The organism is Bacillus sp. JZ105, assembly GCF_053903125.1.
In genome coordinates, this window is record NZ_CP096387.1 from 2962870 (window position 1) to 2974885 (window position 12016).

A 12016-nucleotide genomic window follows, 5' to 3' on the forward strand; every position below is an offset into this window, starting at 1 on the left:
TTCTCTCCTTATAAATTCATGATTAAATAAATTATTGAAAGAACAAATGGAATAATTAATAACAATATTATAAAAGTATAATAAACAACCTTGTTAAAATAATAATATGCAATCGGCCCAAAAGTAATATTTGACTGATGTTTTAAACGCACTTTAATATAGTCAACATCTTTATGATTATCTATCTTATTCAAAATATTATTATATTGCATCTCATATTCTTTAAGTTTTTTAATAAGTTCATAAATTTCGAGTGAATCAGAAATTCTCAGTAAATTGTTTAGTTCAAATTCCAGTTCATTTAAATTTGAATAAGAGTCTTTGAACTGAAGCGCTTTTTCCCTAAAGCCGGCTGAACTCACGAAGATAGATACTCCAAAAAGCCCTACTGAAGCAATGACTGTTAATAGAGACATTACCTTATCTTGTGAAACTAGAGTCCAAATGGAAAAAGCCAAAACAACAAAGGTATAGTAATTAACTAAGAGTTGTGCAAAAAGATTATTTCGATTCAATCTTGCTTCAGCTTCCATTCTTGCTTTTTTTGTAATCCATATTCTATTGTCTTTTAAAGATTTAATGTCTTCTTTAATGTCTTCTTTAATATCGTCTATCATAATTTTTATTTCTCCAAATTTATTAAGACACAGAGCTTTAAAAAGTTGAATAGTTAATATTCTTTTAAAGAATCAATGTTCCAAAGAAATTAGCTTACCTTTAAAACTTCAAGGTCCAGAAGAAAGTCTCTGTGTCTATTTATAGATTCGCACAATCTTCATCATTAGTCAATAACTGTAAAAATAAATATAGTAATATTGTATGAAAAAAAGTGTGTTTTTCCATGTGTTATTTCAAATATACATTATTAACAACAAACAACCTCCTCTAATTGAGAAGGTTGTTTGTTATTAATGTTATGAATTTAACACTCTTCCGGCGTACCGGTATTCGTTGCTGTTCTGAAAGAAGAACCACACCCGCATGATGCAATGGCGTTTGGATTGTCGATCGTGAAACCGCCGCCCATGAGTGATTGTTTGAAATCTATGATGGTTCCGTTCATGATATCAAGGCTTTCAGAATCGACAAGGACATTGATGCCGTGCTGCTCGAACTGCGTGTCTTTCTCTGAGACTTCATGGTCAAAGCCCATGCCGTATGAGAGACCGCTGCAGCCGCCGCCTTTTACGCCCACTCGAAGGAACGCATTTTCTTCTTCATGTTCTTTCATCATATCTTTAATCTGCAGTGCAGCAGCTTCTGTAATGGTTACTGGTGTACTCATGATCATCCCTCCTTTTGACTGGATGTTTCTTTTCAATTATAAACGTGATGATGCCTTTTCTCAAATAAATGGTTTAGAGATAAAATGTGCCGTCACAAATCGTTTCAGCAGGTCCTGTCATGAGCACGTGGTCATTGTCTTTCCAACGAATGATGAGGTCTCCGCCTGCTAAATGAACGGTCATGTCTGTTTCTTTTTTTGCCTGACCATTCATAATTGTGGATACAGCCGCAGCACAGGCCCCAGTTCCGCAGGCCTGGGTAATCCCTGAACCTCTTTCCCAAACGCGAAAATGAAGTTCTGTTTCACTGACAACTTCAACAAATTCTACATTGACGCCTTCAGGGAACATGTCGTGTTTTTCGATGATCGGCCCAAGTGTATGAAGCGGCGCTTTTTCAATGTCCTCTAAATAAAAAACGATGTGCGGGTTTCCCATTGAAACGGCCGTTCCATTTAATTTCGTAGTGCCAAAATCAAGTGCCTCATTAATCGTTGTGCTAGCCGGTTCTCCAAGCATTGGCATCGCTTTTTTTTCAAAACGTGGTTTTCCCATATCTACTGTAACTAACTGAACTTGACCATCCTGAGCGTGAACAGTCGCTTCAACAAGTCCTGACAATGTCTCAATCTGGAACGTTGTGTCCGTCACAATTTGATGCTCATACACATACTTTGCAACGCAGCGCAGCCCATTACCGCAGTTTTTGCCCTCTGATCCATCATTGTTGAAAATGCGCATCTTCACAGGTGCAACATCTGATGGGCAAATCAGGATCATCCCGTCAGAACCGATTCCTGTATAAACAGAAGAAACGCGGATCGCTATCTCTGATAGCTGCTCTTCTGGAAGCTGTTCCTTCATCTGATTGACGTAAATATAATTATTTCCTAATCCGTGCATTTTCGTGAATTGAAATGATGTCATGAGCTTCCTCCAAAAATGTTGTTTCTTTATAGTATAAAAGGAGTCGATTCAGGAGACAATCTTATCATCCCCCGTTTTTCATACATAGAAGCTCTTTGCTGCCATGGCAAAGGGCTTTTATTATGCATATGCCTCTTTTTCTCTCGTGTGATATTTCATATTGATGATATTTTATTAGCATAACATATTGGATGCGCTTTCTATTGATTCTCCTTAAAAATGGAAGCCGAAAATGTGAAAAAAATGCACCTCATGACCCATGTGGTGCATTTAAAACATGTCGTTTTCCTCTATAAAAGCATAAATACGCTCGACTAGCTGCTCTGCATTTTCTCCTGAAACAAATTCTCCATTCACAAGTGCAAATGGGGAGTCCATACATTTGCCGCAATAGCTTAAACAGCCGTATTCCATTACGTCTAGGTTTGGGTCTTTTTCAAGCTTCTCTTTTGCTTCTTGAGACCCTTGTGCAAGATTACTTACACAAAATTCGATCAGTGGAAACACTGTGCTTCACCTCACATTGCCTTACCATCCTACCGAAATTCCTTGTATTAGTCAAAATATGAGCTTCGCCTGTATCGTTACGCCTATTCCTCTTAAAATGTTTTACTATTTAGGACTAACTGATGAATATGTAGGTTATTTTGAAACAATTATTGTGGTTTCACAGTAAATTCGATATAATTTTATTTGGTATTTTAACTTAAAGTTTTTTAGTATAAGTGTTTTTCAATGTCTACGGGGAAAAGGAGAATCGTCATGAAAAATTTAGTCTTGATCGGCGGAGGTTACGGGAATATGCGGGTTCTCCACCGCTTATTGCCAAATCAATTACCTGATGATGTCACTATCACATTAATTGATCGAAATCCTTACCACTGTTTAAAAACAGAATATTATGCACTTGCTGCTGGAACGATCTCTGATCATCACATTCGAGTATCTTTTCCAGAGCATCCGAAGCTGGATATTCAATACGGGGAAGTTGAAAAAATTGATATTGAAAACAAACAGATCTTATTCAGCGACCGTGAACCGATTCCGTATGATGATACGGTGATTGGACTCGGCTGTGAGGACAAGTATCATAATGTCCCTGGTGCGAAAGAACATACATACAGCATTCAAACCATTGATCAGTCAAGACATGCGTATAACAAATTAAACAATTTGAGCGCAGGTGCAACGGTTGGCATCGTCGGTGCTGGACTTAGCGGGGTAGAGCTGGCCAGTGAATTAAGAGAAAGCCGTGCTGATTTAAACATTATTCTTTTTGACCGCGGAGAGCTGATTCTATCAAGCTTCCCAAAAAGATTAAGTTTGTATGTGCAAAAATGGTTTGAAGAAAATGACGTAAAGATTATTAACTGTGCCAATATTACAAAGGTTGAAGAAGGTCTTGTTTATAACCATGATGACGCGATTGAAGCTGATGTAATCGTGTGGACAGCAGGAATACAGCCAAGCAAAGTGGTACGAGAGATGGATGTTGAAAAAGACGCACAAGGCCGTGTCGTATTAACTCCTCATCACAATCTCCCAGGGGATGAGCATGTATATGTCGTAGGTGACTGCGCAAGTCTGCCGCATGCCCCAAGTGCACAGCTTGCTGAGGCGCAGGCAGAACAAATTGTCCAATCTCTGCAAAAACGATGGAAAAATGAGCCGCTTCCTGAGGCTTATCCACAGTTTAAGCTAAAAGGTGTTTTAGGTTCATTAGGGAAAAAAGCCGGATTTGGCTTAGTGGCAGATCGTCCACTTGTTGGCAGGGTGCCAAGACTTCTGAAATCTGGACTGCTTTGGATGTATAAGCATCACAACGGCTAAAATTATGTGAATTTTTTCTCAAAGCTCCTTCGTGACGAGGGAGCTTTTTTCTATGAAACGGCATGTGCCGATGAGTTGGTCCATTTGATCGGAGCAAGGGCAAGAATGCAGTCTTTACGAAAGGTTCTCATCGTTTTCTTCGATAAACAATACGCTTGGATAAACTGATCCGTCTCACGGTGGACAATGATTTTTCTCTTCGTGCACTCTCCATTTTTCTTCATATAAATCATCTCAATCGGTATTTGCTGATGAAGAGATTGTTTCAGTAAATAATTCATGATGCTCACGCTCCTTTCATTTCATTATAAACGAACAAACGTTCTTTTTCAACCTGAAATAGGAACACTCGTTCGTTTATATTTCTCAAAAAAAGAACAGCTTATTCACTGCTCTCCCTGTACCCGTATTTCTCCATTTCTTGATAAATGTCTTTTAATTTCGGATTGCCCTCTCCAACGATTTGATCCTCTACTAAGACAAGCGGATAAAAGAATTCATCATCAAGAATTCGTTCAGACAATTCCTTTTGCTGTTCATTTTCTGGCGGGTGCTCAATATCAATATATGTGATGCGAAAAGGCTGATTCGGATATTTTCGTTTTAATGCTGCATCTAACCATTCAAACGTATCTTTTGAAGAAGGCAGATTCACGCAGCTAGCGCACAAGACATCTCTTCCATATACATAAAGATCGACGGTTTTGTTCATTTGACAAGCCCCCTATTCTTTCTTCATTTTAGCTGAATTTTCTGGATGAAAAAAGTCAAAATCACTTTTTGTTTCAAGATGAGATTGTGCTATAATGAGAAGGAAACTTTGAAACCAATCAATAGATTTTTATCGTCCAGATGAATATAATGGTGATATGTTGTGAAAGGAGCGATTATATCTAATGACTGAAGTCGAAATGAAAGACCAAGTACAGGAAGTACTGGACAAACTTCGTCCATTTCTATTACGTGATGGTGGAGACTGTGAGCTTGTAGACATTGAAGATGGCATTGTGAAATTACGTCTTCTTGGTGCATGCGGCAGCTGCCCAAGTTCAACCATTACATTGAAAGCCGGTATTGAGCGCGCATTATTAGAAGAAGTGCCTGGCGTTGTAGAAGTTGAACAGGTTTTCTAATTCATATATGACATGAAAACGACCCAATCAGGGTCGTTTTTTTCATGATTGACAAAGGCTTTAGCCCTTTGTCTTCTTTTCAGCGTGATATGAAAACCCTTGAAGTCTAGGAAGGACGAGTACTGGCGCGGAGCGAATTTTCTATTCGTGAGCACCAGCACGCAGGACTGACACCGAATGCGAGGGTTTGTCAGCACGCTGAAGGGTCGTTTTTTATTAAGCTAGCTTTTCTCTAAACCATTCCTTTATAAAAGTCAGTCTTTGAATACGCTGCCCCGGGTGGCCGCTTCTGGATAAATCATGAGATGCCTTCGGGAATTTGACCAATCTTGTGTCTTTCCCAAGCTCCTTCAAGGCCACAAAAAGCTGCTCTGCTTGATCAACTGGGCAGCGATAATCTTCATCACTGTGCAAGATGAGCAGCGGCGTGTTCACCTGCTTCACATATTTTAGCGGCGAACGATCCCATAGCTTATCGACAGAATCATAAATATCCCCATCAATCTGCCACCTTGTAAAGAAATAACCGATATCACTGATGCCATAAAAGCTAATCCAGTTTGAAATGGAACGCTGTGTGACAGCTGCACGGAAGCGGTCGGTTTGACCAACAATCCAGTTGGTCATAAAACCGCCATAGCTGCCGCCTGTCACGCCAAGCCTTGTTTCATCAAGGAAATCATAGGCTTTAAGCACATGATCAACAGCCTGCATGACATCGTCATAATCAACGTCACCATAGTTTCCTCTCACACGGTCAGTAAACATCTGTCCATACCCATGACTGCCATGCGGGTTGATATACACGATGGCGTAGCCTTCAGAAGCGAGCATTTGAAATTCATGAAAATACGTATAACCATACATGGCATGCGGTCCGCCATGAACCTCTAGAATGAGCGGATATTTCTTTCCCTCTTCCATCTTGGAAGGCTTCATAAACCAGCCATGCACCTCGTCTCCATCTTTTGACTGAAAAGAAAATGGTTCAGGTTCGGATACGATATGCTCCTTTAGAAAATCATCATGCTCGAACGTGATTTGCTTTAGTTCTGTTTCCTCTAATGTTATCTCATACAGCTCACTTGGTGAAACAGGTGTAAGCCGGCTGAGCAGCAGTTTGGATTCATCTGGATGAAGGCTGAAATTGGTGATATGTTCCGCCTCTAGTCGAACAGGATAGGCTAAACCTTCAATAGAGAAATAATAAATCCCTGTACTGCCTTGATCAGAAACAAGCGCATAAAACCCTTGGCTGTCTTTTGTCCACTGCGGAAGCTGATAGACCTCTCCCATCACGCTATCTCCTGCCATACAGTTCCCAACATACATATCGAGCATTTCTGACAGTTGAACCGTCTTTTCTTCCTTCAGATCATACAGCCATATTGATGGGAAGGTGGCATTTTGAAATTCGCGCTCATGTCCAATATACAAAAGACTCTCTCCATTTGGAGAAAAAGATACGGTGGAATAAGCGCCGTTTGCTTGTGTGATCTTTTTGGTCTGACCATCTTCTAATGACAGAAGACACACGTCACTTATGTAAGGTATCTGTGGATTTAATTGAATAAAGGCTAGCCATTTGCCGCAAGGAGAAACCGTATGATTCATATGATGAACCTGCTCGCTCGTGACAGGCACTACCTCTCCTGAACCGATATCCACCTTCACGATCTGCGTGACACGCCCATCTAAAAAACCTCTTCCATCTGCTTTATAGGTTAAATCATCATATACCGCTGGAGCAAAGTCATCTTGCTCTTCCTTTTTTTCATCATGAACAGATTCTGATTGTTTCAATGACACACCTGCATAAAGAAAAGCACCATCTGGGGAAAAAACAGGATGAGATACTCCGTAAGGAATCGTCGTTAAGGTTCGCACGCCGCCTCCTTCGCTCTTCATGAGCGCCAGCTGAGGGACTTCTTTTGGCTTTTGTAAAATAAAAGCAAGCTGCCTGCCGTCTTTTGACCAAACTGGCTGATGATGCTTTCCATCCTCAAATGTCCATTGTGCCAGTTCCTCTGTCTCTTCATCTCGAACCAATAAATGGATGTTGTAATCGTCTTTTTTCTCATTCACAGAGACTTTTGTAAAGACTGCCTTTTTTCCATCTGGTGAATAAACCGGATGGGAAACAGAAACAATCTTCGTTAAATCTTCTGCCTTCATCAATTTCTTCATGAACGTATCTCCCCCTTTTATGCTTAAAAAATAGTTCGATCCTCTAAATAATAATCCCTGCTTCTTCCCATAAAAACAAGCATAAAAAAAGAACGTGCAGATTCACAGCACGTTCTTTACTTGATTAACAGGATGATGCTGCACGACAACACCTTCTACTGGCACCGTCAGCAAATCGACTTCGCAATGCGGGAAATTTTGGGCAAGCTGCTCTTTCAGCGCTTCTCCCTTCCCTTTTTCCACTAAGGTGAGGATCGTCGGTCCAGCACCGCTCAAAGCCGTTCCATACGCTCCTTTAAGCGAAGCGACATGCTCCACCTTCGACAGCTCTGGCACAAGCATTGTGCGGTAAGGCTGATGAAATAAATCCTTATTCATCATTTCTCCAACAAGCGGCCAGTTCTGCGTCATTAAGGCGGCAACAAGGACGTTGCTCACAGCACTCGCACTGACGGCATGTTTATAGGAGAAATCTTCTGGCAGGACATCACGGGCATCCTTTGTGAGCACTTCATAAAAAGGAATCACCACGACGACATCTACATCCACTTGCTGCACTTTAACGGCATGTGTTTTGTCTTCTTCATGGAGACCGATCAGTAAACCACCAAATAAAGAGGCACCCGCATTATCTGGATGACCTTCCACCTCACTTGCATAAAAGAGCTTCTGATCATCTGTCATGTTTAATTCAAGAAGCTGATTGGCGAGTTCAATGGCGGCCACGATGGCAGCAGCACTGCTGCCAAGCCCCCGTGCCAATGGAATATCACTCCACACTTTGACATGAACAGGCGGGAGTGTTTTTCCAAAGTCATCTGCGACCTTTTTGGCTGTTTGATAAATCAGGTTGTCGGTGCCTGATGGAATCCCAGACACGACATCTGTTTCTGCTTCAAACAGCCAGCTATCATGGTCATAGACCGATAGCTTTAAATAGCGGCTGAGCGCCATTCCAACTGAATCAAAGCCTGGTCCTAAATTGGCAGTGCTTCCCGGTACTGTGATTGAAAAAAGCATGGAGGCTTCACTCATACGCGTGCGGCCTTTTCTAAATGTTCAAGAATTTGATCTTCATCTGCATCAAGTGTGACCGGCTTGATTTGTGAAATATCGATAGCCGTATTTGGATCTTTCAATCCGTTGCCTGTTAGTACCGCAACAACTTTACTGCCTGGCTTGATTTCTCCAGATTTCACCTGCTTTAACACGCCTGCAATCGACGCACATGAACCCGGCTCTGCAAACACACCTTCTTCACGTGCAATCAATTGATACGCATGAAGAATTTCTTCATCAGTCACTTCATCAATCTTACCGTTTGATTCATCTGCGGCTGCCACAGCTTGTTTCCAGCTCGCTGGATTTCCGATACGGATAGCCGTTGCCACTGTTTCTGGCTGCTCAATCACTTCATTTCGAACGATTGCCGCTGCACCTTCTGCTTCAAAACCACGCATGACAGGGAGTCCAGTTCCTTTTTTCTCATGATATTCCTTGAAGCCTTTCCAGTAGGCCGTGATGTTCCCGGCATTTCCAACAGGAATCGCCAGTACGTCCGGGGCAGAGCCTAGCTGCTCACAGATTTCAAATGCTGCTGTCTTTTGTCCTTCAATTCGATAAGGATTGACCGAGTTAACAAGGGCAATCGGTGCTTTTTCACAGATGCTGCGGACGATTTTTAGTGCATCATCAAAGTTGCCGTCAATGGCAATGATCTCTGCTCCGTACATGACGGCCTGTGCAAGCTTACCGAAGGCAATTTTCCCGTCTGGAATGATGACAATACATTTCATATCCGCACGGGCTGCATAAGCCGCTGCTGCTGCAGAGGTATTCCCTGTTGAAGCGCACATGATGGTATCGTTGCCTTCTTCTTTAGCCTTTGCAACGGCCATCACCATTCCTCGATCCTTGAAAGAACCTGTTGGATTGACGCCTTCTGTTTTCACATGAAGCTCGATTCCCAGCTTTTCTGAAAGCTTGGCGAGATGGATCAGCGGTGTATTCCCTTCATTTAATGTTAGTTTAGGTGTAGATTCGTTTACTGGTAAGAATTCTTGAAATTCTTCAATAAGTCCATTCCATTTCATCAGCTTAAACCGTTCCCTTCTACTCGGTACGTGCTCTTCACTTGAACCACCACGTCGAGGTCGTTTAATTTTTGCAGGATATTTGAGAAATCTTCTTCTGAAGTCTGATGTGTAATAATCACAATTTCAGCCAGCTCATCATGTCCTTTCACAGGAAGCTGAAGGATCTTTTCAAAACTGATCCCTCTTTCAGAAAAAATAGATGTAATGCGGGAGAATGCCCCGACTTGATCTCTAACATGAATTCTTAAAAATTGCTGAGCAAATATTTCTGATGAGGATTTGATCTTCTTCTCAAACTGCGGTGCGATAAATCCGCTTCCGTTCACGCCAAGGCGCATGTTTTTCATCACTGCGACTAAGTCTGATACAACAGCTGTTGCCGTTGGCAGACTTCCTGCTCCAGGTCCGTAAAACATCGTTTCTCCTACAGCACTTCCGTAGACATACACCGCATTAAATTCATTGTTGACGGATGATAATGGATGATGATCAGGAAGTAAGGTTGGCTGGACGCTGACCTCTACTTTCTCTCCGTCCCTCTGAGCAATGCCGATCAGCTTCATTGTATAGCCAAACCGCTTACTAAAATTAATATCCTCATCAGAAATATCAGAAATACCTTTCACCTTTACATCCTCTAAATCCACATTCATGGAAAAACCGAGTCTTGCAAGAATCGCCATTTTCCTTGCTGCATCTAGTCCTTCTACATCAGCTGTCGGGTCTGCTTCTGCAAAGCCTAGATCTTGTGCTTCTTTTAAGACATCCTCATATGCGCTTTTATCGACATTCATTTTCGTTAAAATAAAATTCGTTGTACCGTTCACAATCCCCATCATCTTAGTGATTCGGTCAGAGGCCAGCCCTTCCTCCAGCGTGCGAAGAATCGGAATTCCTCCGGCGACACTTGCTTCATAATAAAGATCACAGCCATTTTCTTTCGCTACATGTAAAAGCTCCGTACCGTAAAGCGCCATTAAATCTTTATTGGCTGTAATGACATGCTTCTTCTCATTTAACGCATCTATTAAATATTGTTTTGTCTCTTCAATGCCGCCCATCACTTCAATGATGACGTCGACCTCTGGATCTCTAATCACATCGTATACTTCAGTTGTGAAGACCTCTCTTGCGACATCCACATCTCTTTTTTTATCGGGATTGCTCACAAGCACTTTTTGTATTAATACCGGACAGCCGATTTGGTGCATTAATTTATCCTGATGGTCTTGGATAATTTTTACGACACCGCTTCCCACTGTTCCTAATCCTAACAGCCCAACTCGAATTGCCTTCACCTGAAATTCCACCTTTCTCCGTAAATGTCCTCTCTAAAAAGACATTTGTTAACCTTACACAGACATTCAATGTACACACATTATAAAGGGGTATCCTCATTTTGACAAGGTAATAAAATAAGAGATTGTCAGAATGAAACCGCTTAACAGCTATTTATATCAAGATTCTATATTTTCAAAATATTTTTGTCAGAAAAGCTCCCGAAAGCCGGGAAGCCTTATATTATGAACGAACCGGCGTTTTGGCTGGCTCGTCTTGTAAGACAAGCGCAATATTTTCAGCACATAAACGCATCATCGTTTTTCTCGTTTCGACACTAGCACTTCCAATATGAGGAAGGACTGTGACGTTAGGTAATGTCGTTAACGGATGAGACGGGCTGACAGGTTCCTCTCTAAATACATCCAGACCAGCGCCGGCAATTTTTCCTGTTGTGACAGCCTCGTATAAAGCATCCTCATCCACAGTCTGTCCTCTTGATACGTTAATGAAATAAGCAGAGTTCTTCATCAGATCAAATGCTTTTTCATTAAACATGTCTTTTGTTTCCGGGGTTAACGGCGTCAGACAGACGATGAAATCAGACTGCTTGAGCAGTTCCTCAAAAGCCGCATAGGTCACACCGAGCTGCGCTTCTGCTTCGGGTTTTCTGGAACGATTATGATAAAGGACATTCATATTAAAGCCTTTGGCCCGCTTGGCAAGTGCTGTTCCAATGCTGCCCATTCCGACAATCCCGAGCGTTTTGTGATGAACATCAGCACCGGCAAGAAGAAGCGGCCCCCAGCCTGTCCAGTTTCCATCCTTAATCCAATCACTCGCCTCGACAATGCGTCTAGCTGACGCCATCAGAAGAGCAAAGGCTAAATCCGCCGTCGATTCTGTTAAGACATCTGGTGTATGACATACGGTGATTCCGCGCTTTTTGGCTGCTTCAAGATCTATATTGTCATAACCAACAGCAAGGTTTGCAACTACCTTGACGTTTGGGGCCTTTGATAAAAGGGCCTCATCTATTTGATCTGACAGCATGGTGAGAAGCGCATCCGCTTTAGCAGCTTGTGTTTCTAACTCTTCTCTTGGACACGGCTCATCCTCGCTTGGCCACATCTCAACATGAGCGGCTTCTTTTAATGGTGTAAGTGATGCTTCATCCAGTTTTCTTGTGATATAGACGTAAGGTTTCGTCAAGAAGAACACTCCTTTTATCGATTTCTTTAAGCATAACGAAAAACGCCTCAAGAGAAAAGAGACGTTT

General features: G+C 41.8%; 12 protein-coding genes and 1 pseudogene. 2 read left to right on the forward strand and 11 right to left on the reverse strand.

Going from position 1 to position 12016, the window contains the following annotated elements; translation table 11 throughout:
* Positions 1–8: 8 nt before the first annotated feature.
* The 4 genes from M1D81_RS15335 to M1D81_RS15350 form a co-directional block, all read right to left on the reverse strand.
* A complete protein-coding gene (locus tag M1D81_RS15335) occupies positions 9–617 on the reverse strand; it encodes an SLATT domain-containing protein (protein ID WP_456266455.1) in 609 nt (202 codons plus the stop codon).
* A gap of 305 nt (positions 618–922) precedes the next feature.
* Complete coding sequence (locus M1D81_RS15340; protein ID WP_024423354.1) at positions 923–1285, reverse strand: HesB/IscA family protein; 363 nt, start codon at positions 1283–1285, stop codon at positions 923–925.
* Positions 1286–1358: 73 nt separating this feature from the next.
* A complete protein-coding gene (gene dapF / locus M1D81_RS15345) occupies positions 1359–2213 on the reverse strand; it encodes a diaminopimelate epimerase (RefSeq protein WP_456266454.1) in 855 nt (284 codons plus the stop codon).
* Between the two features lie 270 nt (positions 2214–2483).
* The gene (locus M1D81_RS15350) at positions 2484–2720 is read right to left on the reverse strand and encodes a YuzB family protein (RefSeq protein ID WP_008346813.1); all 237 of its coding nucleotides are present in this window, start codon (positions 2718–2720) and stop codon (positions 2484–2486) included.
* 255 nt (positions 2721–2975) lie between these two features.
* On the opposite strand from M1D81_RS15350, the gene M1D81_RS15355 reads away from it, so the two are divergent.
* Positions 2976–4043, forward strand: coding sequence for an NAD(P)/FAD-dependent oxidoreductase (locus M1D81_RS15355; protein ID WP_024423356.1), 1068 nt, complete (start codon positions 2976–2978; stop codon positions 4041–4043).
* 50 nt (positions 4044–4093) lie between these two features.
* On the opposite strand, the gene M1D81_RS15360 is transcribed toward M1D81_RS15355, so the two are convergent.
* Both M1D81_RS15360 and M1D81_RS15365 read right to left on the reverse strand, forming a co-directional pair.
* Positions 4094–4324 carry a WYL domain-containing protein gene (locus M1D81_RS15360; protein ID WP_025094166.1) on the reverse strand — a complete coding sequence of 77 codons (231 nt, stop codon included), beginning with the start codon at positions 4322–4324 and terminating at the stop codon, positions 4094–4096.
* 101 nt (positions 4325–4425) lie between these two features.
* Positions 4426–4755: a YuzD family protein gene (locus M1D81_RS15365; protein ID WP_024423358.1), complete on the reverse strand. Its 330-nt coding sequence runs from the start codon at positions 4753–4755 to the stop codon at positions 4426–4428.
* Between the two features lie 121 nt (positions 4756–4876).
* Here M1D81_RS15365 and M1D81_RS15370 point away from each other — a divergent pair.
* A pseudogene (locus M1D81_RS15370) lies at positions 4877–5176 on the forward strand (NifU family protein).
* Between the two features lie 216 nt (positions 5177–5392).
* On the opposite strand, the gene M1D81_RS15375 reads toward M1D81_RS15370, so the two are convergent.
* From M1D81_RS15375 to M1D81_RS15395, 5 genes are all read right to left on the reverse strand, one after another.
* The gene (locus tag M1D81_RS15375) at positions 5393–7363 is read right to left on the reverse strand and encodes a prolyl oligopeptidase family serine peptidase (RefSeq protein WP_456266453.1); all 1971 of its coding nucleotides are present in this window, start codon (positions 7361–7363) and stop codon (positions 5393–5395) included.
* Positions 7364–7465: 102 nt separating this feature from the next.
* Complete coding sequence (gene thrB, locus M1D81_RS15380) at positions 7466–8398, reverse strand: homoserine kinase (protein WP_456266452.1); 933 nt, start codon at positions 8396–8398, stop codon at positions 7466–7468.
* Positions 8395–9456, reverse strand: a complete 1062-nt coding sequence (gene thrC, locus M1D81_RS15385; RefSeq protein WP_024423361.1) for a threonine synthase — start codon at positions 9454–9456, stop codon at positions 8395–8397. The genes thrB and thrC overlap by 4 nt, the downstream gene beginning before the upstream one ends.
* A complete protein-coding gene (locus tag M1D81_RS15390; protein WP_041107666.1) occupies positions 9456–10757 on the reverse strand; it encodes a homoserine dehydrogenase in 1302 nt (433 codons plus the stop codon). The genes thrC and M1D81_RS15390 overlap by 1 nt, the downstream gene beginning before the upstream one ends.
* A gap of 223 nt (positions 10758–10980) precedes the next feature.
* Positions 10981–11949, reverse strand: coding sequence for a 2-hydroxyacid dehydrogenase (locus M1D81_RS15395; protein ID WP_456266451.1), 969 nt, complete (start codon positions 11947–11949; stop codon positions 10981–10983).
* Between the last annotated feature and the right edge of the window lie 67 nt (positions 11950–12016).

Excerpts from the sequence above, each read along its gene's own strand:
- M1D81_RS15335 (WP_456266455.1), bottom strand. The coding sequence starts at position 617 with ATGATAGACGATATTAAAGAAGACATTAAAGAAGACATTAAATCTTTA.
- M1D81_RS15340 (WP_024423354.1), bottom strand. The coding sequence starts at position 1,285 with ATGAGTACACCAGTAACCATTACAGAAGCTGCTGCACTGCAGATTAAA.
- dapF (WP_456266454.1), bottom strand. The coding sequence starts at position 2,213 with ATGACATCATTTCAATTCACGAAAATGCACGGATTAGGAAATAATTAT.
- M1D81_RS15355 (WP_024423356.1), top strand. The coding sequence starts at position 2,976 with ATGAAAAATTTAGTCTTGATCGGCGGAGGTTACGGGAATATGCGGGTT.
- M1D81_RS15360 (WP_025094166.1), bottom strand. The coding sequence starts at position 4,324 with ATGAATTATTTACTGAAACAATCTCTTCATCAGCAAATACCGATTGAG.
- M1D81_RS15365 (WP_024423358.1), bottom strand. The coding sequence starts at position 4,755 with ATGAACAAAACCGTCGATCTTTATGTATATGGAAGAGATGTCTTGTGC.
- M1D81_RS15375 (WP_456266453.1), bottom strand. The coding sequence starts at position 7,363 with ATGAAGAAATTGATGAAGGCAGAAGATTTAACGAAGATTGTTTCTGTT.
- thrB (WP_456266452.1), bottom strand. The coding sequence starts at position 8,398 with ATGAGTGAAGCCTCCATGCTTTTTTCAATCACAGTACCGGGAAGCACT.
- thrC (WP_024423361.1), bottom strand. The coding sequence starts at position 9,456 with ATGAAATGGAATGGACTTATTGAAGAATTTCAAGAATTCTTACCAGTA.